This is a genomic window from Ruegeria sp. CK1, assembly GCF_056536545.1.
Genome location: NZ_JBQFPX010000005.1, coordinates 175,181 through 195,564 on the forward strand (window position 1 = coordinate 175,181; position 20,384 = coordinate 195,564).

Below are 20,384 nucleotides of genomic sequence, written 5' to 3' on the forward strand. Positions count from 1 at the left end.
TGGCCATCCGGTCATACATGGCCGCGCTTATAGGATGCCCGCGCCTAATGGTCCAGAGGTTCCGGGTCCTGCGGCGAATGGCGCAGCTTGGCCCAGCGGTTCAGCCATGCAAGCCCGGCGAGTGCGAGGCCCAGCGCCAACAATGAGAACACTCGGATCAACCCGCCCAACCCTGCAATATCGATCAGAAACACCTTGGCCACAGCCAGCCCGATCACCACCAGCCCCGCCTTGCGCATCAGGTCAGACCGGCGCGCCAAAGACTGATAGAACAGCGCCGCACCGATAACCAACAGCGCCATTGTATAGGTATAAAGCTCAGGCTGGCTTACGCCGTTGCCTTCGTACATGCCGCCAGCGCCCTGCCAAAAATGACGGATCACCAGGCCAAGCCAGACCGCCGCCAACAGGCCGCTCAGCCCCCAACTGGCACGCCTTAGCCAAAGCGGGGTTGCGTAGATCCGCCAGTTTGAGAAACCGATGACCAGAGCTGGAAGCAGATAAGCCACGGCCAATGTATTCAACACCGGTGGCCCCAAAACCGGCGGTGCAACTGTACTCAGCACCGGGTTTGCGTCCGTCAAAGCCTGAGCCAAGCGCAGCAGGCCGTGCCCGGCAAAGAACGCAGCCAGCAAGTAGCGAACATAGTTGAGCTTTCCGCCAAGTTCGAAGCGCTGAACTTGCGCAAAAGCAAGCAACAGCCAGATGACAGCCAGCAGCCCAAGCCCCCAGTGGCTGTTGGTGGCATTGCCTTCACCAAAGCTTTGAAGCCAACGCTCCAACAGCAAGGACAGCAATATACCTCCGGTCGCCCAGACAGCGCTTTCAAGTAACAGCGCTGCAACAGGACGATCCATTGGTCTGATCAGCAACCAACCCGCCAGGAAACCAATGGTGGCCGCTGCGTAAACCAACGCCATCTCGATCACTGGAGCGGTGCTTGCCCAGTCTAAACCCGGATTCAATACCAATCGTACCGTTACGGTGAACACCCCGACCCAGATGAACCAGCTCATTGGAGGCAGAGTAAATTTTCGGTCCAGTGCGGCCGCTATTACGACCATCACAACCAGGGCGATGGTCAGGGCTGCCGAACTCAGAACGATGATGCAGGCGAAAGAAAGGCAGGACAGCGCAGACAGAGCGGCCAATGCCGGACGTATACGACTGTCTCCATCGACACGCGCAAACCGCTCAGCGAAGACAACCATCAGAACGCCCAGAGCGACGGCGTGCAGCGCCCACGGGTAAGCCCCAATGACCACTGCCGGGTGCCATCCGATCTCAAGCGCGATGGCAAGTACAGGCGCGAAAACAGCCGCTGCTCCGGCCCAGATCGCGGCGTAAGTCTGCGCGCGCATTGATCGCCAAGCAGCAGTGATAGAAATCACCGCGCCCAATGCCGTCAGAATTGAAACCACCCAGGGGTAGTCCGCTTCGGGCGTTTCTGCATAGGTTTCGGAAAATACGCGCAGAACGATACCGTTGTCCCAACCATGCATCAAAACGAACCAAACAAGGCCCAGCGCAGGCAGCACAATCGCATCCTGAAGGGCTTCGGCCCGCTGGCCCCACAGCATAAACCCCAGCGTCAGCCCTGACAGCAGAGCAACGCCCAACCAGAATTCATCAGAACTGTCCGCCCAATGCACCGCAACGATCGCGGTACTGGCGGCAACTGCGGCAAAGGCCACGCGTGTTGGAAATTCCGGCCAGGCATCCCCCGTTTTGCGCCAGATGATTGAAGTTACCATCGATCCGCCGTGATCCGGCCAGATTCGACGGACGGGAATAGCAATGGCAACCACTGCCAGAGCCATAACGCAAATCAAATACGCGGCCTCGGTCGATGGCGAGGACAACACCAGCAGTAGGCAGGCGGAATAGGCGCCAAACAAGGTTAAAACCGAAATCCATGCCCAGCGCCGCACTGTGTCGATTCCGAGCCCTAACACCGTGATCACGAAGAAATAGGTGTAGAGCCAGGCAGGATTTTCCGATGTGCCCCCGACGACAAACGGAGCTGCAAACGCTCCGATCAAACCAACCGCGGCCAGTAAGGGGCCGTGAAACCAGCCCAGCACAAGTCCCACCAAGGCCAAAAGGACCATTGCGGCCAACGCAGCTTCGGGGCCGATCAGATCATATAGCTGTCGCGCGGCCAGAATACCTCCGAACAGGGTAACCAACCCTGCCCCGGAAAACACAGAAGGCAGATATGCCGTGGCCGAGGATTCGTCGTCGCCGTATTTACGCCTGATGACCTCGCCGACGACGATGAGTGCTGCGCCAAAAAGCAAAGCCCCAATTACTCGGGCGGACGGAGGCAGCAAACCGTTTTCCACTCCGTACTGCACCAGGAATATGCCTGCCAGAGCGAGTGACAGGGCCGAAACAGCATAGAACCAATTCTCGCGCAGCCAGTCTGTCAAAGCCGCAAATCGTTCTTCACGGAATACCACGGCAGCTGTCGGTGTACTTTCATCAGCAGGCTCGGCTGGTTTTGCTTTCGCGGCGCTCCAAGGTGCAGCCTTTGTCGTCTCTTCCGGCTTTTCGGTGGGTTTACGCGGCTCCGGGCGCGTCGCCGTGGGGGCTGTTTCAACCGCACCCTCTGCTACCGATAGAATTTGCTTTTCCAATTGCTCAACGCGCCTGCGTAGACGTGCATGGCTGACCAATAAAACAATGATGGCCACCGGAATGGCCAACACGATCAATCCGACAAGAACAAGCAAGGATTCCAAGTGGCTCTCCGAGTGGTTGCCGTGTCAGGCTACCCGAGGTGAACGCTGTGCAACAGTCAGAAATCCCAGAGAATTCGGGGATTATTTCCCAAATGGCAAAGTCCAATCAAAATCCGGGCGCGCGATCATCAACCAGACAATGGCCAACACTGCCACAAAGGCTGGAATACCGCATGTGAACCAGATGCGGAAAAGCCGATTATAGGAGTACGGCAGTGGTTCGGCATTCTCAGCCGCCATTCGTGCCAGGTTGCGCATCTGAACTTGTATCCACACAACCGGCAACCAGAACAAACCAGTTATCACATACAAAAACAGCGAAGCCAGAAGCCACCCCTCGGTAAGCGGCCAACCCAGCCGCCAAGCCAGCAAGCCTCCGGTTATTGGCTGCGCTATGACCGCTGTTGTCGTGAATACCAGGTCTGCTAGCACCACGGTCCCCGCCGTCTGAGCGATGAACCGGGCGTCCCCCGTGTGATGCGCGACGAGCATAAAAAACGCAATGCCGGCACCGGTTCCAAGCAAGACGCAAGCTCCGATAACGTGCAACCATCGAAGGATCAGGTCGGGATCCATCATCGTTTCTGCAACATCGGCCAGGCCACAAGCGATAGGACCATCGCCGGTAAGATTTTTGTGAGAGGGCCAAGTGGGTCCAACCACAAGGCGGGAACCGTAACGCTTGCTGCAATAAGGTAAACCATCGCGACACCAAATTGAACCAAGCATACGCGTGCAGCCCACGGACGCCAGAGAATGGCAAGTCCAAGCGCGACGTCCACCACCGACCAAAAGGCAACGCTCAACGTGGTATGCACAGTGCCCCAACCAGCGTTCGTCAGGACCTGCGTGGCCTGAGATAGGCCAAGAAGCCCGAACACGCCGGACAGTAGCCAGAACAGGCTCAAAACGCCCACGACCAGCGGCATCAACAGGGACATACGCGCGCTTAGCCGATGTTCACGCGAACTGGCCAGTTCTGCATATACTTGGCGCAAGGGTGCCATAGACCGGCCTGTCGCGGCACGATAGATTTCTGGGTTTCCAACGACTCCGCCAGCCATGATGTTCATTGCGTTACTACGCAAGGACGAGCGCCACCCTAAACGACCTAGTGCGTCCGCAGAGTGCGAAATCAGACGCGCCGCCCAAACAGGAATGTTCACTGTCATCCGTGCTGCTGGAAACCCCAACCAGCGACGTGTTTCTGCCAGTACGTCGGACAGTGGTGCAGGCGAATCCTCGACAAGATCATAGGTACCTTCCGCGATGTTTCCGGCAATGACTTCTACGACGGCATCACAGACGTCTTGCATTCCTACACATTGAACCGGCGCTTGCGAATACGCGACGGGCTGCACGATTGGCATAGCCGCTAGCATTCGCAGCAAAGCAGTTCCGCCATAGTCTGACTGCCCAATAACTAAACCGGGCTTAAGGATCCAAAGTGGCGCTCCACACGCGCGCAACGCTTGATCACCCGCTGCCTTCGTCTTCATGAAGTCCGTATCGGCATCGGCTTCGGCGCCAATGGCCGATACTTGGACAATGGCAATGTTCTTTGCAGCACAAGCCGTCCCTAAGGCTGCTATGGCAGTGTGGTGAACGGCCTCAAGGTCGTCGGCTGGACCATCCTGTAACGCTCCTGCACAATTGACGACACAATCTATGCCTGTGAGCACGGCATCCCAATCTTCAGGCTGCAAAAGGGTGCGCATGTCGCCTGGCACAAACAACACACTTGGCAAAACCTGAGCCGCCGTTTTCTTGCTGCGACCTAAGCCTGAGACCTGCGCTCCGTTGGCCCACAGCGACCGCGAAACGGCGGAACCGATAAAGCCATAAGCTCCTAAAACCAATATATTTTTGCTTTCTAAGCGCAATGTACGGACAATCTGTTTAAGCTTTCCGTCCCAGCCTAACGCGCCATCGATCTTTGACCAGCCTATTGTCGCAGCCTGCGACAATCTCGGCCGTTAAGGATGGAAAAGAGAGCCGACAAGATACGCAATCAGAGCCGCAGCACCGCCAATCACCAAAGTCTCTCCGCCAGATCGCCACCACGGAGACAACGACCAGCGGCTTTTGAAAGCCCCGATGGCGAAGAAAACACCCATGGTCATCCCAGCCGAAATTGCAAAGGCCCGATCAAGCGACAACAGGAATGGCAACAACGGCACCAATCCGGCCACGAGAAAGGCGAGAAACGTCGCAGTTGCGGCCTTGATTGGATGTGGATCGACGCTGCCCAGTCCGTATTCGCCCTCGATCATCAGGTTTATCCAGTTTTCATTGTTGGCCGTGATAGCATCTGTGGCGTCCTCAAGCACACGACCTGACAGCCCTTTCTGCGCCAAAATCTCACGTACCTCGCGCCGTTCTCCGTCCGGGTATTGAGTTATGTGGCGTTCCTCGATGGCGCGAATCCGGCGGATATTGTCCAATTCGGCCTTGGTCCCCGAGTAGTTTCCCGCCGCCATCGAAAACCCGTCGGCCAACACATTGGCCAGCCCGAGCGCTACAATAATAAATGGCGAAAGCCCGGCCCCAGCAACCCCAGCCACAATGGCGAAAGTGGTGACCGACCCGTCGATGCCGCCGTAAACAATGTCCCGCAGCACTCCGCGCCCCGGAGGCGCATTGATCCGTGCGGCAATTTCCTGCTGGCTGTGTCCGTGATCGGTCATGGCTGGCTCCGACGTTTTTATGCCAGCCAGCAGATCGAAAAACTTTGCGTCAGGTCAAGTTTTCGCAAACAACCCGCTGAGCGCGCGCTTAATCATACCGCGGGTTGAGGGTTTGTGCCGGTCTGAGAACGGCAAGGGGCGACAGACCTCCATCGCAGCCACTCCGACCCGCGCGCTCAGTGCACCATTTACCAGACCTTCACCGAAGCGGCGCGAAAGTTTGCTCAGAACCGAACCGCCCAGAACCGGTTCCAAAAGATCATCGCCCACGGCCACAGCCCCGGTTGCCACTAGGTGCACAAAGACCGCGCGGGTCAGCCGCCAACTGCCCAGAAAGCCCGCGCGACCACCGTAGATCTCGGCCACACGGCGGATCATCCGCAACGAAGTCGCAAGCGCCGTTGCTACATCCGCCAAGGCCAATGGAACCAACGCAGTCACGGTCGCTACCTGACGCGCGGCGGCCTCGACCTCGCGGCTGGCAGCCGCGTCTAACGGGGCCAGCAGCTCATCCTCGACCAAGGTTAACAACGTCGATGCGTCGAATTGCTCTCCCATCCGTTCGGCCAAGCGGTCGCGGCCCCATTGGGTTTCATCGCGCCCTTTGTAAAAGGCGATCAGACGGTTTGTCACCGCACGAGCTTGGGCGAGTTCCCCCTCCGCCAGGGCGGCGTCCGCCGCGCGGCGCATTCCGTCAACGCGCGACAACCTGCCAATGGCAGCCAATTCCCGAACCGCGATGATCAACGCGACCAGAACAAGCGCCCCCATCAGGCCAGTCACAATCCACCCCAATATTGGCGCGCGCATTAGCAAAGAAGTGACAAAATCCCACGCGGCAACTGAGACCACGGCACCGATCACCGCAAACGCCAACCCCCAGAACCAACGCGACAGGGTTGATGGCTTTCGGGTTGCAAGCCGCGCTGCAGTCTGCATCGCTTGCCCTTGTGGCTGCGCAATATCTGGAACCGGAGGGGCATTTGCCACGTCGGCTGCGGGCTCTTCCGCGTCAAGATCAATCAGGACAGGACCTTTAGCCATCGACAGCTCCTTCCCGATGCCAGACATATTCAATGTCGGGCAAGTTCTCATCATTTCGCGCCCCATCGCTGCGGGCGACCTCGGAAAATCCGTTGCGTTCATAAAACCGGCGCGCACGCTGGTTGGCTTGAAAAGTGAACAAAGACAGCTTCGCACGACGTGATTTGGCTTGTGCCAGCAATCGCTCACCGATCCCTTGTCCGCGCGCGTCAGGGGTTAGATATAGCGAGTGTATGTCATCGCCATTCATCGCCAGAAATCCAACAACACCGAAATCGGCTTCGGCAACGGTCACCCAGTCCTGATCAATCATCCGCCCGCAAAACGCGATGGTTTCTGCGCATGAGTGTAGTTCGGGCATCCATTCGTTTTCACGGGAAAACCCATGTAAAATTTGGCCAGCCGCACCGGCATCCGTGCTGCGGGCGGGACGGAAAATTACGGTCACAAGCGATCTCCGATCAGGAATTGCGCTGCCCGGTCCAAACGGATGTGGGGCGGGCCGTCGCCCGGGCGCAGTGTCAGATGGGCAGGCGCGAACGCCATGAAACCGAAATCGTCATTCAGCCAGCTCTCTGCCCCGTTCCGCGCCGGACCCAGTAAATGGGATGGGTCATCCGGCAGGTCACCGGGGTAAAACGCCGCCTGTTTACCATCAAGCAAGGTGCCCCTCACACAAGGTAACTCAGCGCCATTATGCGTCCGCAACTCCTCGGTCGTTGCTCGCAGAGCAGCCAACGATAGCGCCGCCGTCTCGGCCCCTGCAAAGCTGGCACGGTCGCGAGCATCGCGCGTTAACGCCTCCATGATATGCGTCAGACGCGGGTGTTGTGTATGGTGCAAGTGATCGGCCTTGGTGGCGGCGAACAAGATACGTTCGACCCTTTTGCCCAACAGCAATTGACTGAGCCACGCATTGCGCCCGGGCCGGAAGGCCGAAAGGATATCGGCCATCGCGCGGCGCATATCCTCGACCGCTTGTGGCCCCTTATGGATCGCGCCCAGCGCGTCAACCAGAACCACCTGCCGGTCGATCCGGGCGAAATGGTCCCGAAAGAACGGCTTTACGACCTGCGATTTATAGGCCTCGTACCGTCGCGCCATTTCGCGGTGCAAGCTGCGCCGGGGCGCGTGCCCCTCCACGTTCAGTGGCGCGAAGGTTAAAACCGGTGATCCCGCCAGATCTCCCGGCAGCAGGAATCTTCCCGGCGTGCAGTCATAGAACCCGGCATCGCGCGCAGCGCCGAGATAAGATGCAAATTCCTTAGCAAGGGTTTGCGCCTTGGGTTCGTCATGCGTTTCAACCGGATCGCTCGTGTTGGCCAAGTGAAGAAACGCGGCGGCCTCGGCACGTCCGGCGATGCGTTCCAGAGTCTCAGCGGACCAAGCCTCATAAGATTTTTCCAACAGCGCCAGGTCCAGCAACCATTCGCCCGGATAATCCACGATATCCAGATGAACCGTCCGCGGTCCCTGCAGACCCGCTAGCAACCCTGCCGGACGCGCTTTGAAAGACAAACGCAATTCCGACACGGCGCGCGTGCTGTCCGGCCAGTGTGGCTTTGCGCCGGTCAAGGCGGCCAAATGGTTTTCATAGTCAAAGCGCGGCACCGTGTCGTCGGGCTGCGGCTGTAGGTAGACCGAATTGATCCGACCCTCTTGTTGAGCGACCAAACCAGGCATCCGCCCCCGGTCCAACAGGTTCGCGACCAAGGAGGTAATGAACACCGTCTTACCCGACCGCGCCAATCCTGTAACGCCCAGACGTATGACTGGCTCGAAAAGTGTTTCTGACACGCGGTCGCCCACGGATTCGACGCCGCGCACAAGACTGTCTGCCAGTGATGAGATGACCAAACCGTCGCCCCGCTTTTATCGTTTCGCTCAAGATAGGTAGAGGTCGCCATACATGCCAGAGCTTTCCCGCCCTTGCCCCCTTTCGCGCAGCGGGTTACGAGCGGGTCATGCCTAGATACGCGCTAAAAGTCGAATACCAGGGGAAGCCGTTTGCCGGATGGCAACGGCAAAAAGAATTACCTTCCGTGCAGGGCGCAATCGAACAGGCCATGTCGCGCATTCAACCCGGAGATCACACCATCGCCGCCGCTGGCCGAACCGATGCAGGCGTTCACGCGCTTGGTCAGGTTGCCCATTGCGATTTGATCAAGGAATGGGATCCCTTCCGCCTGTCCGAGGCGTTGAACTATCACCTAAAGCCGCAACCAGTGGCCATTGTCAAAGCAGCACGGGTCGATGATGACTGGCATGCCCGGTTTTCAGCATTAGAACGGCAGTATCTGTTCCGCATCCTTATGCGCCGCGCGCCAGCGACCCATGAGGCCGGGCAAGTTTGGCAGATCAATCATCGCTTAGACGTCAGTGCCATGCAGGCCGGGGCGGACATGCTGATCGGAAGGCATGATTTTACAACCTTCCGCTCGTCTATCTGTCAGGCTGCCAGCCCTGTTAAAACACTAGACGAATTACGCGTAGAACAGGTTCAGGGATTTTCCGGACCCGAGATCCATTTCCACGTGCGCGCGCGCTCATTCCTTCACAATCAGGTACGAAGTTTCGTGGGTACTTTGGAACGTGTTGGCGCTGGCGCATGGTCGCCTGACGATGTGCGCGACGCGTTGGAAGCGGCCGACCGCTCAGCATGCGGACCGGTATGCCCACCGCAGGGTCTTTATCTGGCACGGGTCGGTTATCCAGACCCGGTTTTCGACTAGATCGCGCGCATCAACAAACCGCTGGCGATCACCGCGATTATCAATCCAGCCACCAGTTCTATGGTCGGGGCAAGCACCGCTGCAAATCGTGTGGCCGACGCCGAAGCCAGCAATCCTCCGCGAAGGCCAAACGATGTCCAACCGACAAGGGTTGTTATCATCGCGGTTCCCAACGACATCGCAAACGCGCCTGCGATGCCAACCATAGCAATACCCATCTGCCAAGTCAGAATTAGGACAAAAAGCGCCCCTGTGCAGGGACGAGCGGCAATACCTGCGATCAGTAGCAAGGCCTCGCGCAAGCTACCAACCTGGGCAACCTCTTCTGCAGTGGGGCCGTGGCGATGTCCGCAATCAGAACATACTGCGTGGCCATCGTGATCGTGATGGCGGTGGTGATCATGATGGTGGTGATGTTCGGTTTCGCTGCGATGCCGCCGGGCAAAGCTGCGGACAGCCCGAAAAACCAACCACAAGCCAATCGCAGCGATTGCGCCATAGCTAATCGGCGCCATGACCTGTTCGGTCGTTCCAACAAGGCTTTCGCGCGACATCTGAAAGACCAGAATTCCGGTGTAAACCAATACAATCGCCGTCACTGCCTGCCCCAAACTTGACAGCACACTTATCGCAGACAAGCGCCAAAACGCGACACTGCGACCCAAGCCATATCCGCCAATCAAAACCTTTCCGTGGCCGGGGCCGATGGCGTGAAAAAACCCATAGGCAAAGCATACAGTCAACAGCGTCGCGACCGCCTCGGGCTTTTCAGCCCGTGCTGCCCGCAAGGCGCGTGCGATTTGGTTCTGAAAATCACGCTGTTCACCAGCCGCCCAAGCGGCCAAGTTTTCAAAGCCACCGCTGCCCCAAAACCACAGCAGCACGCCGATGGCTATAGCGATCGGAATAATCAAGTATTTGGACATGAAACGAAAATCTCGGTCGCAAAGCTTTCTCCGACAAGCGGAATATCATTTTCCTCAAGGTCGTAGTTAGCGTCCAGTGTTAGCAGAAATGCCTGCATCTGGGCCAATTGCCCGTCAATATCGGGATCGATCCGATCGATCTGGCAGGTTACGGGGCCCGACACTGTGACAGGGCGGTTCAATTCGTAAGCCGTATAGTAACTTTCATCATAGGCCTTCGCAGTAAGTGACGATGCGGGCACCGCACCCCCTTCGACCGCACGCAGATGAGAGGTCACGACGCGCCCATCCTCGGTCGTTGCTGCAGGCTCCAACGGGCCAGATAGCGTAATTGGCACGCCATCCGCAAAAACGACAAGATCACCATTGTACCCTTCAACCCATTGCGCATCGAAACCCGACAAATACTGCTTTTCACTTTCGGTCAAAACACCATCTGCATCCTGATCAAGTTTCATATCCTCAAGGACCAGCAGCGAGTAGAACTCATCATAGGCCCAAGTCACCCGTACATGAGTCAATTGGCCGGAATCGTCCACCATGAACTCCAACCCGGTGTCGATAAAGACATGCGGGTGTGCCAAGACGGGGATCGGCAGGCAACATATCAGAAGGGTTACTATCCGGCGCATAGACGAAAGATAGGGCTAAGGCTGACAACCCGCAACGCGTTTCGCGTCGCGCACGCAGATTCCAGCCGTAGGCTCACGTCGGTGGAAACAAAACCAACGTCTGCAATGCCGTCCCAACTGGTCCTTCGGTGTCAAAAAGCACAGACTGAGACATCCCGATCCCAGAAGATTGCCAATGGCATATCGAATCCGATGCCAACCAGTCCGAGACGGGCTCTCGATGGATCTGAACGGTCAGATCGGTGTTCATGAACCCCATCTCGGTCGTCGGCGCGTTCCACGAAATACCGTTGCCACAATCGGCCAGCGGGCACAGTGATTGAATGGGCGACTGCTCCTCTCCTTCCAGCAACTTAGGCGTGCGCATCCAAACAGTTTTTGGTCCGGCCTCTTGATTGCCGCCCATCGGATAGAGCACCTGAGAATGGTGGGCGAATCCTGGTAGGTCGTGGCGCATCTCACCGATTGGAAAGGGGCCGGTCACAGTATCATCCAAACGTGGCGATGGCAGCGTCACATTCGGAACCGCCCCCAAATCGCGGCGCAGCAGATGCATGGTCGACGCCCTGGCACAAAGGGTGTCGTCCAGATCGTGTACAGTCACGCGCGTCGTCGCCAGTGTCTTTGTATGGCGGGTCGTTTCCGCCGCCACACGCAACCCAGCAAGAGGCAGCGGTCGGATCAGATCGACCGTTAAACGGGTCAGCATTTTCTCGGGCCCAACCTCCGTCTCTGCCGCGCGCACGATCAGGCCACTGACCGGCCCCGCATGACAGTGATCCGCAGACCACGGGCCGCGCGCAGGATCGTTGCCGACAAATGCTCCGTCTTTGCGCAGATGAAAATACGCCTGCTGGCTCAGGTCCTGTGTCCCGTTCATTGACTGCCTCAATCGCTTTATTCGCCCACTCGTCCCTGCGATCGGGCTTTACCTTCGAGCGTAGAATGACTTAGCTGCAGTTAAGATGTCCAGCCGGATAACGGGACGTTCTGACATTCAAAACCAAGGACAAATGGGGGAGCACAAGATGGCGTTGTTGATTGAGACCGGGCTGTCCGATTGGATTAGCGATAGCGACATTGCGCATGAGGTAGAGCGCCTGTTCCCCGGAACGGATGTGCGTACGCCAGAAAATCTTGGCAATCCCGACGACATCACGATGGTTGCGGTGGTTGGATTGCAAGACAATCATCCCGAACGTTTGCCCAATCTGAAACTGGTTCAAAAGCTGGGCGCCGGTGTAGAAACCATTGTCAGCAACCCCAACCTGCCTGACCATGTGCGCATCGCACGGCTAAAGCCGGACGCCCCTGCACAGGGTATCGCAGAATGGTTCGTCGCCTATATTCTGCGCCACCAGCGCCACATGACTTTTCACGAGGCCGCACAAAGCCGCGCGGAATGGGTGCCGAAGGCACCAATATACTCGCCCGATACTGTGGTTGGAGTGCTGGGCTTGGGCCATATAGGCGCGCGCAGCGCCAAGATGCTGCGGGCGGTGGGTTTTCAGGTCATGGGCTGGAGCCGCTCACCCAAGCAAATCGAAGGCGTTACCTGTCTGCACGGCGATGCGGCATTGCCCGAACTGCTGGACCAGTGTGACCACGTCTGCTCCATTTTGCCTTCGACCCCTCAAACCATCGGGCTGTTCAACTCAGATATGCTGGCCGCTATGAAACCCGGCAGCCAGTTGTTGAACGCCGGTCGCGGCGACCTGATTGACGAGACCGCTCTGATCGCCGCGCTCGACAATGACACGCCTGGCCATGCGGTTCTGGACGTTACCACAACCGAGCCGCTGCCATCCGACAGCCCGCTCTGGGCACATCCAAAGGTGACCATTACTCCGCATGTTTCGGGATGGCATCTGGGCGAAGCACTGGCCGATGTGGGTGAAAACTTCCAGCGTCTGAGTTCGGGCGAACCGCTGCTGCACGAAGTCGATCGCACGCGCGGATACTAGGCGCGGCTCAAGGCGTCAAAATCCAGTTGCCGTTTGCATCGCGGCAGCGTCGGGTCCTGATTTCCCTGCTCTGTTCTGTGCCTTCGGGTTGAATGAAGTGCTGCAAATGAACGCAGTTATCGCGGACATCCCGCACCCGGATTGTGCCTTTGGATCCGGAGTCATCGTTAACCCACGTGCTTTCTTCACCAACCCGCGGTGTACCGCCCGCCAGCATCGCGGCCGATGTTGCATTCAATACCTCGAAGTCCGCAGGGCTCAGCCCCATATCCGCAATGATTCGGGATATCGTTTGGGCCTGCACACTTGGGACCGATATCAGTATTGCGGCTGCCGCAACTGTAGAAAAAATCCAGGCTTTCATGATTGTCCCGCCTTTCTGAAATAGGTTTGCATTCAAGAATATACCGGCATTGAGTAAGGGCCAAGCCCTGTTGGGCGACCTTCAAATTATCCCGAACAAACCTATCGTGACTCGGCCGCTAGGACCAATGGCGCAATCACCGCATAGTGCCGAAACCAGAAATCAGAGGCACTCGATGGCACATCCCAAATATTACGCGCCTACAGGCGGTCACCCCGGTCAAGACCAGCTATTGACCGACCGCGCCATGTTCACCGAAGCCTATGCGGTGATTCCCAAAGGGACCATGCGCGATATCGTGACAAGCGCACTTCCGTTCTGGGAAAAGACTCGGCTCTGGGTGCTTTCTCGCCCCCTGAGTGGATTTGCTGAGACTTTCTCGCAATACATCATGGAAGTTCAATCTGGTGGTGGCAGTGACCAACCCGAAACCGACCCACTGGCGCAGGGCGTGCTGTTCGTGGTCGAAGGTTCCATAACATTGACGCTTAATGGTTCCCTGCATGAGTTGGGCACCGGCGGGTACGCCTATATCCCGCCCGAATCCGATTGGAGCCTGCAAAATCGAGCCGACGAAACTGCACGGTTTCATTGGGTCCGCAAAGCCTATCAGGCGGTTCCCGGTCTGCCCACGCCCGATCCAATTATCACCAATGAACGAGACGTTCACCCCGTTGAGATGCCTGGAACACAGGGGCGCTGGTCCACAACCCGCTTCACCGATCCTCAGGATTTGCGCCACGACATGCACGTGAACATCGTCAATTTTGAACCCGGCGGCGTTATTCCTTTCGCCGAAACTCATGTGATGGAACACGGGCTGTATGTGCTTGAAGGAAAGGCTGTTTATCGGCTCAATCAGGATTGGGTCGAGGTTGAAGCCGGCGATTACATGTGGCTGCGCGCCTTCTGTCCTCAGGCATGCTACGCAGGTGGTCCGGGGCGATTCCGCTATCTGCTTTACAAAGATGTGAACCGGCACATGCCGCTGTCACTACCTAATCGGTGACGATGAATTGACCATTTCTGACGCAGGGGTTCACAGAAGCGCATGAATCTGGTGAAATAACAGCGGTTTTTTAGCACTGGAGATTGTTCAATGGTACTGCGCGGATCCCTGCTGGCATTTGCAGCTGTAGTTGGCCTGACAGCCCTGGAGGCAACCCCTGTTGCCGCCAAAGAGGAAACCAAATCGGTCTTCGTCATGAGCCGCACTTGGGCCGTTACGCTGGTCTCGGATGCTCCGGTTGTTTACCGCGCCACGCGGGACAACAACAACCTGAACCCGTTTGGCCCGCCCCCGCGCCTGCGCACCATTCAGGCCATAGCAGCTATTCAGGCGGCAACCGGGTGCAAGCCCATCGTGGCCAGCATGTATCAAAACATCTCGGGTCAGTTCTATTCGCAGGTCAGCTGCAACTAAGCTTGACGCGAAACGGGCATTGAGGTCGGCGCAACGCGCTGCCATAGCTTGCGCATGAAACTCGCGATCAACGGATTCGGCCGCATTGGCCGCACGATCCTGCGGCAACTGCTGGCGTTGCCGTGGGGCAAGGATATGGAGCTGGTGCTGATCAACGATATCGCACCGCTTGAAACCTGTGCCTATCTTTTCAAATACGACAGTACCTTTGGACCGTACTCTGGCGCGGTTGAAATCGACAATGGAACACTTGTCGTCGACGACCACGCAATCCCCGTGACCCATAGCCATGACTTGTCCCGTGTCGACTTGACCGGCGTTGATGTTCTGATGGATTGCACCGGCGTTGCGCGAACCTCGGACGTGGCATGTCAGGGGGTGGTCGCGGGGGCAGGCAAAGTGTTGATCTCCGGTCCCTCGCCCGCTACCGAGGTTACCATCGTTTTGGGCGCGAACGAGGATCAATTAGGCGACGCGCGTATCGTGTCGAACGCGTCCTGCACCACAAACGGACTGGCGCCTCTGGTCAAGGTTTTGGATCGGATAGCAGGCATCGCCTCGGCTCACATGACGACGATCCATTGCTATACCAACAGCCAACCTATGATCGACGCGCCACGTGGCGATCTGGCCCGTTCGCGGGCCGGGGCATTGTCCATGGTTCCGACGACAACCAGCGCCACGCATTTGATTGACGAAGTCATACCCCACCTCGCCGGCCGCATCTCGGGCGCGGCAGTTCGCGTCCCTACCGCCAGCGTGTCTGCGGTGGATTTGGTCGCGACTCTTGAACAAGGCATGTCAGCGGCGGATTTTGAGGCTGAAATGCGCAAAGCCGTAGCGGAATCCTCGGTTCTGGGCTGGACCGATCACCCACTTGTGTCGTCGGACCTGCGGACGCGACCCGAATCCCTGGTGATCGCTGGCCCCGAGACGCGTGTGGTAGGTGACAAACAAATCCGCGTCTTTGGCTGGTATGACAACGAGTGGGGCTTTTCGGCGCGTATGCTCGATGTTGCGCGCCTGATGACCCAGTCCTGAGAGCATGATAATGCAGTGTGCGGGCCTGCCCGCGCGCTGCCACGCCCAACGGGTCTCAAGCATCTATGATGCGCTAGAGGATCGGCGGGAGCGCCTTCAAGCGGCCACCACCTCATAAGGTTCGTCGAACCAGACCTCTTCCAAATTGGCCCCTTCTCCAATTCGATCAACAACAGCGAACAACCCCGGAGCGTGCAATGGTGTCAAAACCCCATGCCACGTGCCCCGATGATAATTCACCCCCTGCCCCGGCGCAGTGATAAACGCAAAAGGTTCGCCGGGCTGTCCACCAACATCAGGCGCTACGACGACCAAAAAGGGGTGCTGCGTCATTGGAATGAACGCCTGACTTCCCGTTGGGTGCCGTTCGACCATGTCCAATTTATAGGGCAAGCTCCTTGGTTCTGCATCGAACAGGCTGATCCCGGCGCGACCGTCCGAAAAGTCCAGCAAGGCGCGATCATGATAACGGCCGCAGTGCCCTTGGTTGATGATTTTATCGGGGTCACCCGCAACTTCGACCACGTCTCCAAAGGGCGCAAAGATTTCGTGTGTTAACGGAACGGCAACTATCCGGCGGTTCATGACGGTGACAGGTCCTGCAGACGAAACTCAGCTATTCGTTCAACTTGACGGCAGGCCTCTGCGAATTCTGTATCGCGATCCTGATCAATACGTCGTTGGAACGCCTGCAGAATCGATGCCTTGTCGTGATCGCGCACCGCAATGATAAACGGGAACCCAAATTTCTCTGTGTAGCGTTGGTTCAAATCGGTAAACAACGCACGCTCTTTATCTGTAAGCGCGTCCAATCCGGCCGAGGCTTGCTCGGACGTACTTTCCTGAGTCAACCGCTTGGCCTGCGCCAACTTGCCAGCCAAATCTGGATGTGCGGTTAAGACACTCAAACGTTCTTCTTGCGAAGCAGAGCGGAACACACGGCTTAACGCATTATGCAGCCCGCCCGCGGTGTCATGCGCGGGGCCCAATTCCAACCCGTAGGCACGCTCTGCAATCCAGGCCGAATGCTCAAATATGCCTCCATAGGCATTGACGAAAACATCACGTTCCATCTGCGAAGGTTTCGGGTGCCGCACTGGCGGAATCTGCTCCGCCCAATGCTCAGCGATTTGCAACCTGGTTGCGAACCAAACATCCGAAAAACCGCGCGCATAATCCAAGAACCGCTTCAGGGCCATCACCCGTCCAGGTCGCCCTATCAGACGGCAATGCAGGCCGACCGACAGCATTTTGGGCGTCCCGGCCTCTCCTTCAGCATAAAGCGCGTCGAAACTGTCTTTGAGATAGGTGTAGAACTGATCGCCCGAATTGAACCCTTGAGGAGTCGCAAAACGCATATCGTTGCAGTCCAAAGTGTACGGAATGATCAACTGATCCCGCCCCCCGGTTTGCATCCAATAGGGCAAATCGTCAGCGTAAGTGTCCGCCACATAAGAAAACCCGCCCTCTTCCCCCACCAAGCGAACAGTGTTTTCCGAACAGCGCCCTGTATACCAGCCGCGCGGCCGTTCACCCACAACCTCGGTGTGCAGTCTGATGGCCTCGGCAATCTCGGCGCGCTCCTGCGCCTCGGGCATGTCTTTATGTTCGATCCATTTCAGACCGTGGCTGGCGATTTCCCAGCCTGCCGCCTTCATCGCCGAAACCTGATTCGGTGACCGGGCCAAAGCGGTCGCCACGCCATATACGGTGATCGGAATGTCTTGCATCAACCGATGCAAACGCCAGAACCCGGCGCGCGACCCGTATTCATAGATCGATTCCATGTTCCAATGACGCTGTCCGGGCCATGGCGCCACGCCGACAACCTCGGACAGGAAGGCCTCGGACGCGGCATCACCGTGCAGGATATTGTTCTCACCACCCTCTTCGTAGTTCAGCACAATCTGAACGGCCAGTTTTGCTCCGCCGGGCCAGTTGGCGTTTGGCGGAGTAGCTCCGTAACCGATCATGTCACGAGGGTATCGAGGCGGCTGCATGGTATCTTCCGTTCTTGGGCGTTTCGTCAGCCTTAGCCCAGAAACACGTATTTGATTATCAAACTAAACAAAACGCTCTTTCCGGTTCTTTCGGCATTTCCACTATTTTGAACTTTGCGTCAGACTGTGACAAAGCAAAAGACTTATCAAAGGAGGTCCTCGTGGCTGGTTATCTGACGACCCATGTTCTGGACACGGCACGCGGTTGCCCGGCCGAAGGGCTAAAGATCGCGCTTTACGAAATCACCGGCGAGAGTCGCCGAAAACTAGCAGAGACTGAAACCAATTCCGACGGTCGCACCAACAGCCCAATTCTGCCGCAAGCGGATTTTAAAACAGGCAATTACGAATTGGTCTTCTTTGCCGGAGATTATTTGCGCAAGACCGGTCAGACTGCAGAAGAGCCATTGTTTTTGGATCAAGTACCGATCCGTTTCGGTATGTCCGATGCAGACGCGCACTATCACGTACCGCTTTTGCTGTCGCCTTTCGGCTATTCGACTTACCGAGGCAGCTGAACCAATCTAGACAGGCTTTCACTCGTAGACTGCCCCTGCAGGACGCAGGCAGGGGTGAAAGATCGGTCTAGTCTCAAGTTTCAGAATTGCGCACGACTTTGCTGATCCGTGCGATCATGAAGTCCATGAACAAGCGTGCTTTTGGGTCCTGATGCCGACGGTGCGTGTAAAGGCAGGCCATCTGCACGGTGACCGGAGGTGTGTCGACCGCGACCGGTACCAGCCGTCCAGCCTTCAGGTGATCGGCCACCTCGAACACTGGCTTCATTGCAATGCCCTGCCCCGACAAAGCCCAGTCAGTCAGAACATCTCCGTCATCGCATTCAAACCGGCCGGACACTGGAAATCGTTTGGGACCTTCGGGCGTTTCCAATTGCCATTGGAACTCTGCCGCGCCCGGAAATCGCAGGTTCAGACATTCATGCTTGCCCGAGATCAAATCGGCACCGGTCTGCGGCATGCCGCACCGCTGCACATATTCTGGAGCCGCGCAGAGTACCCTCTGACAGTCCGCAATCTTGCGAATTCGCAACGTACTGTCCTCGGGCTGTCCGATGAAAAACGCCAAGTCCAGACCTTCAGTCGTCAAATCCACTGATCGATCTGTTAAGCGCAAGCGCACATCGATCTCAGGGTATTCTTTCAAAAAATCAGGCACATGCGGTGCCAATAGTCGACGCCCAACACCCAGTGGAGCCGCCACAAAAAGCGAGCCGCGCGGCGCTTCGGTCAGATGGACGACCTGCGCCTCGGCCTCGTCCACCGCGTCCAGAACAGCCACCGCACCGGGATAAAACGCCCGGCCCTGCTCGGTTGGACTAAGATTGCGTGTTGTCCGTTGAAACAGGCGCACTCCCAGATGGTCCTCAAGCTGAGAAATCCGCGCCGAAGTGACCGCAGGTGAAATCCGCAAATCTCGGCCAGCAGCAGACATGCTGCCCAGGTCGTAGACGCGGACGAAGGTGCGAATATTGTCGAGATAGGACATCTTATCGTTTTTTTTGATACAGTTTGACAATATACGGGAATACCGAAGAAAAGCCCATTTGCCTAGTGTGGCGGTAACTTACCGGAGAAACCCCTCATGTTCGAATTTGCCGTGTTCTGGGATTGGATGGCTTTCGCCGTGCGATGGCTGCACGTGATCACTGCTATCGCCTGGATCGGATCGTCTTTCTATTTCATCGCGCTTGACCTTGGCCTGAACCGCAATATCCCCGGTCCGGCGGATGGCGAGGAATGGCAAGTACATGGCGGCGGTTTTTACCACATCCAAAAATACTTAGTCGCACCCGAGCGGATGCCCGACCATCTGACGTGGTTCAAATGGGAAAGCTACGCCACCTGGCTTAGCGGCGCGGCACTGTTGATGATCGTCTACTGGGTCGGCGGGGAACTTTACCTGATCGACGCCGACAAAGCCGATCTGGCCTTGTGGCAGGGTATTCTGATTTCTGCAGCCTCGCTAACCATAGGCTGGTTGATTTACGATTTCCTTTGCAAATCTGGGCTAGGAGAGCGCCCGACCCTGCTTATGGTTCTGCTGTTCGTTCTGCTGGTGGCGATGGGCTGGGGCTATAATCAAATCTTTACCGGACGCGCGATGATGCTGCATCTGGGCGCGTTCACGGCCACGATCATGACCGCCAACGTGTTCTTTATCATCATGCCGAACCAACGGATCGTAGTTGATGACCTGAAGAACGGCCGCACGCCCGATCCGAAATACGGCAAAATCGCCAAGCTGCGCTCGACCCACAACAACTATCTGACGTTGCCGGTCGTTTTCTTGATGTTGTCCAACCACTACCCGCTCGCTTTTGCAACGGAATACAATTGGATCATCGCGGCGCTGGTGTTTTTGATGGGTGTCACGATACGACACTACTTTAACACCCGTCACGCCCGTGCTGGTGATCCAACCTGGACCTGGGCTGTAACAGCCGTGCTGTTCATCGCGATCATGTGGCTATCTACAGCGCCGATGTACAAACCGTTGGAAGAAGCCGAGGCTGAACCGCTAACGCTCTACGAGCAGAAATTCGCAGCGGCAGAGGGTTTTGAAGAAGCCCACGACGTCGTGTTGGGACGCTGTTCCATGTGCCACGCGCGTGAACCCGTGTGGGAAGGCATCCTGTGGGCCCCTAAGGGGGTATTGTTGGAAACCGAAGGCGATATTGCCCGCAACGCCAAACAAATTTATCTGCAATCCGGCGTCACCCACGCGATGCCACCAGCAAATGTCACGTACATGGAACCCGAAGACCGCGAAGCTATTATTCGCTGGTTCCGCAATGCCGGGTCCTGAA

Annotated in this window: 21 protein-coding genes; 7 read left to right on the plus strand and 14 right to left on the minus strand. The window is 57.2% G+C overall.

Annotated elements, in window-relative coordinates; genetic code table 11:
* Positions 1-44: 44 nt before the first annotated feature.
* From ACR0L3_RS13605 to ACR0L3_RS13635, 7 genes are all read right to left on the minus strand, one after another.
* On the minus strand, positions 45-2,744 hold the full coding sequence (locus ACR0L3_RS13605; RefSeq protein ID WP_480746279.1) for a DUF2339 domain-containing protein: 2,700 nt from the start codon (positions 2,742-2,744) through the stop codon (positions 45-47).
* 81 nt (positions 2,745-2,825) lie between these two features.
* Positions 2,826-3,320 (minus strand): DUF2269 family protein, encoded by a 495-nt coding sequence (locus tag ACR0L3_RS13610; RefSeq protein WP_480746397.1) that lies wholly within the window; start codon positions 3,318-3,320, stop codon positions 2,826-2,828.
* Entirely contained in the window at positions 3,320-4,603 is a 1,284-nt protein-coding gene (locus tag ACR0L3_RS13615) for an SDR family oxidoreductase (protein ID WP_480746280.1), read from the minus strand. The genes ACR0L3_RS13610 and ACR0L3_RS13615 overlap by 1 nt, the downstream gene beginning before the upstream one ends.
* Before the next feature lie 117 nt (positions 4,604-4,720).
* Positions 4,721-5,431: a VIT1/CCC1 transporter family protein gene (locus ACR0L3_RS13620; RefSeq protein ID WP_480746281.1), complete on the minus strand. Its 711-nt coding sequence runs from the start codon at positions 5,429-5,431 to the stop codon at positions 4,721-4,723.
* 54 nt (positions 5,432-5,485) lie between these two features.
* Complete coding sequence (locus ACR0L3_RS13625) at positions 5,486-6,475, minus strand: YcjF family protein (protein ID WP_480746282.1); 990 nt, start codon at positions 6,473-6,475, stop codon at positions 5,486-5,488.
* Positions 6,468-6,923, minus strand: a complete 456-nt coding sequence (locus ACR0L3_RS13630) for an N-acetyltransferase family protein (RefSeq protein WP_480746283.1) — start codon at positions 6,921-6,923, stop codon at positions 6,468-6,470. Before ACR0L3_RS13630 ends, ACR0L3_RS13625 begins: the two co-directional genes overlap by 8 nt.
* On the minus strand, positions 6,920-8,332 hold the full coding sequence (locus ACR0L3_RS13635; RefSeq protein WP_480746285.1) for a YcjX family GTP-binding protein: 1,413 nt from the start codon (positions 8,330-8,332) through the stop codon (positions 6,920-6,922). The genes ACR0L3_RS13630 and ACR0L3_RS13635 overlap by 4 nt, the downstream gene beginning before the upstream one ends.
* A gap of 107 nt (positions 8,333-8,439) precedes the next feature.
* Here ACR0L3_RS13635 and truA point away from each other — a divergent pair, with 107 nt between their 5' ends.
* Complete coding sequence (truA, locus tag ACR0L3_RS13640) at positions 8,440-9,207, plus strand: tRNA pseudouridine(38-40) synthase TruA (RefSeq protein ID WP_480746286.1); 768 nt, start codon at positions 8,440-8,442, stop codon at positions 9,205-9,207.
* Here truA and ACR0L3_RS13645 read toward each other — a convergent pair.
* The 3 genes from ACR0L3_RS13645 to ACR0L3_RS13655 all read right to left on the minus strand — a co-directional run bounded on the left by ACR0L3_RS13645 (position 9,204) and on the right by ACR0L3_RS13655 (position 11,645).
* The gene (locus ACR0L3_RS13645) at positions 9,204-10,133 is read right to left on the minus strand and encodes a nickel/cobalt transporter (RefSeq protein WP_480746287.1); all 930 of its coding nucleotides are present in this window, start codon (positions 10,131-10,133) and stop codon (positions 9,204-9,206) included. The genes truA and ACR0L3_RS13645 overlap by 4 nt on opposite strands.
* Positions 10,118-10,717: a DUF1007 family protein gene (locus ACR0L3_RS13650; protein ID WP_480746288.1), complete on the minus strand. Its 600-nt coding sequence runs from the start codon at positions 10,715-10,717 to the stop codon at positions 10,118-10,120. The genes ACR0L3_RS13645 and ACR0L3_RS13650 overlap by 16 nt, the downstream gene beginning before the upstream one ends.
* 121 nt (positions 10,718-10,838) lie before the next feature.
* The gene (locus ACR0L3_RS13655) at positions 10,839-11,645 is read right to left on the minus strand and encodes a thioesterase family protein (protein ID WP_480746289.1); all 807 of its coding nucleotides are present in this window, start codon (positions 11,643-11,645) and stop codon (positions 10,839-10,841) included.
* Positions 11,646-11,793: 148 nt separating this feature from the next.
* On the opposite strand from ACR0L3_RS13655, the gene ACR0L3_RS13660 reads away from it, so the two are divergent.
* On the plus strand, positions 11,794-12,729 hold the full coding sequence (locus ACR0L3_RS13660) for a 2-hydroxyacid dehydrogenase (protein WP_480746290.1): 936 nt from the start codon (positions 11,794-11,796) through the stop codon (positions 12,727-12,729).
* Between the two features lie 7 nt (positions 12,730-12,736).
* On the opposite strand, the gene ACR0L3_RS13665 is transcribed toward ACR0L3_RS13660, so the two are convergent.
* The gene (locus tag ACR0L3_RS13665) at positions 12,737-13,093 is read right to left on the minus strand and encodes a hypothetical protein (RefSeq protein ID WP_480746291.1); all 357 of its coding nucleotides are present in this window, start codon (positions 13,091-13,093) and stop codon (positions 12,737-12,739) included.
* A 175-nt stretch (positions 13,094-13,268) separates the two neighbouring features.
* Here ACR0L3_RS13665 and ACR0L3_RS13670 point away from each other — a divergent pair, with 175 nt between their 5' ends.
* The 3 genes from ACR0L3_RS13670 (at position 13,269) to ACR0L3_RS13680 (ending at position 15,557) form a co-directional block, all read left to right on the plus strand.
* Entirely contained in the window at positions 13,269-14,102 is an 834-nt protein-coding gene (locus ACR0L3_RS13670; RefSeq protein ID WP_480746292.1) for a bifunctional allantoicase/(S)-ureidoglycine aminohydrolase, read from the plus strand.
* A 90-nt stretch (positions 14,103-14,192) separates the two neighbouring features.
* The gene (locus tag ACR0L3_RS13675) at positions 14,193-14,516 is read left to right on the plus strand and encodes a hypothetical protein (protein ID WP_480746293.1); all 324 of its coding nucleotides are present in this window, start codon (positions 14,193-14,195) and stop codon (positions 14,514-14,516) included.
* A gap of 54 nt (positions 14,517-14,570) precedes the next feature.
* Positions 14,571-15,557, plus strand: a complete 987-nt coding sequence (locus ACR0L3_RS13680) for a type I glyceraldehyde-3-phosphate dehydrogenase (RefSeq protein ID WP_480746294.1) — start codon at positions 14,571-14,573, stop codon at positions 15,555-15,557.
* A gap of 96 nt (positions 15,558-15,653) precedes the next feature.
* Here the strand turns inward: ACR0L3_RS13680 and ACR0L3_RS13685 are convergent, their stop codons facing one another.
* Both ACR0L3_RS13685 and puuE read right to left on the minus strand, forming a co-directional pair.
* Positions 15,654-16,142, minus strand: a complete 489-nt coding sequence (locus ACR0L3_RS13685) for an ureidoglycolate lyase (RefSeq protein ID WP_480746295.1) — start codon at positions 16,140-16,142, stop codon at positions 15,654-15,656.
* A complete protein-coding gene (puuE, locus tag ACR0L3_RS13690) occupies positions 16,139-17,557 on the minus strand; it encodes an allantoinase PuuE (protein WP_480746296.1) in 1,419 nt (472 codons plus the stop codon). The genes ACR0L3_RS13685 and puuE overlap by 4 nt, the downstream gene beginning before the upstream one ends.
* 161 nt (positions 17,558-17,718) lie before the next feature.
* Here puuE and uraH point away from each other — a divergent pair, with 161 nt between their 5' ends.
* Positions 17,719-18,075: a hydroxyisourate hydrolase gene (uraH, locus tag ACR0L3_RS13695; protein ID WP_480746297.1), complete on the plus strand. Its 357-nt coding sequence runs from the start codon at positions 17,719-17,721 to the stop codon at positions 18,073-18,075.
* Between the two features lie 73 nt (positions 18,076-18,148).
* On the opposite strand, the gene ACR0L3_RS13700 is transcribed toward uraH, so the two are convergent.
* On the minus strand, positions 18,149-19,063 hold the full coding sequence (locus ACR0L3_RS13700) for a LysR family transcriptional regulator (protein WP_480746298.1): 915 nt from the start codon (positions 19,061-19,063) through the stop codon (positions 18,149-18,151).
* Positions 19,064-19,159: 96 nt separating this feature from the next.
* Here ACR0L3_RS13700 and ACR0L3_RS13705 point away from each other — a divergent pair, with 96 nt between their 5' ends.
* Positions 19,160-20,383: a urate hydroxylase PuuD gene (locus tag ACR0L3_RS13705; RefSeq protein ID WP_480746299.1), complete on the plus strand. Its 1,224-nt coding sequence runs from the start codon at positions 19,160-19,162 to the stop codon at positions 20,381-20,383.
* Position 20,384 lies beyond the last annotated feature (1 nt).

Excerpts from the sequence above, each read along its gene's own strand:
- ACR0L3_RS13685 (WP_480746295.1), bottom strand. The coding sequence starts at position 16,142 with ATGAACCGCCGGATAGTTGCCGTTCCGTTAACACACGAAATCTTTGCG.
- ACR0L3_RS13700 (WP_480746298.1), bottom strand. The coding sequence starts at position 19,063 with ATGTCCTATCTCGACAATATTCGCACCTTCGTCCGCGTCTACGACCTG.
- ACR0L3_RS13655 (WP_480746289.1), bottom strand. The coding sequence starts at position 11,645 with ATGAACGGGACACAGGACCTGAGCCAGCAGGCGTATTTTCATCTGCGC.
- ACR0L3_RS13665 (WP_480746291.1), bottom strand. The coding sequence starts at position 13,093 with ATGAAAGCCTGGATTTTTTCTACAGTTGCGGCAGCCGCAATACTGATA.
- ACR0L3_RS13660 (WP_480746290.1), top strand. The coding sequence starts at position 11,794 with ATGGCGTTGTTGATTGAGACCGGGCTGTCCGATTGGATTAGCGATAGC.
- ACR0L3_RS13610 (WP_480746397.1), bottom strand. The coding sequence starts at position 3,320 with ATGGATCCCGACCTGATCCTTCGATGGTTGCACGTTATCGGAGCTTGC.
- ACR0L3_RS13675 (WP_480746293.1), top strand. The coding sequence starts at position 14,193 with ATGGTACTGCGCGGATCCCTGCTGGCATTTGCAGCTGTAGTTGGCCTG.
- ACR0L3_RS13645 (WP_480746287.1), bottom strand. The coding sequence starts at position 10,133 with ATGTCCAAATACTTGATTATTCCGATCGCTATAGCCATCGGCGTGCTG.
- ACR0L3_RS13620 (WP_480746281.1), bottom strand. The coding sequence starts at position 5,431 with ATGACCGATCACGGACACAGCCAGCAGGAAATTGCCGCACGGATCAAT.
- puuE (WP_480746296.1), bottom strand. The coding sequence starts at position 17,557 with ATGCAGCCGCCTCGATACCCTCGTGACATGATCGGTTACGGAGCTACT.
- ACR0L3_RS13680 (WP_480746294.1), top strand. The coding sequence starts at position 14,571 with ATGAAACTCGCGATCAACGGATTCGGCCGCATTGGCCGCACGATCCTG.
- truA (WP_480746286.1), top strand. The coding sequence starts at position 8,440 with ATGCCTAGATACGCGCTAAAAGTCGAATACCAGGGGAAGCCGTTTGCC.
- ACR0L3_RS13705 (WP_480746299.1), top strand. The coding sequence starts at position 19,160 with ATGTTCGAATTTGCCGTGTTCTGGGATTGGATGGCTTTCGCCGTGCGA.
- ACR0L3_RS13670 (WP_480746292.1), top strand. The coding sequence starts at position 13,269 with ATGGCACATCCCAAATATTACGCGCCTACAGGCGGTCACCCCGGTCAA.
- ACR0L3_RS13625 (WP_480746282.1), bottom strand. The coding sequence starts at position 6,475 with ATGGCTAAAGGTCCTGTCCTGATTGATCTTGACGCGGAAGAGCCCGCA.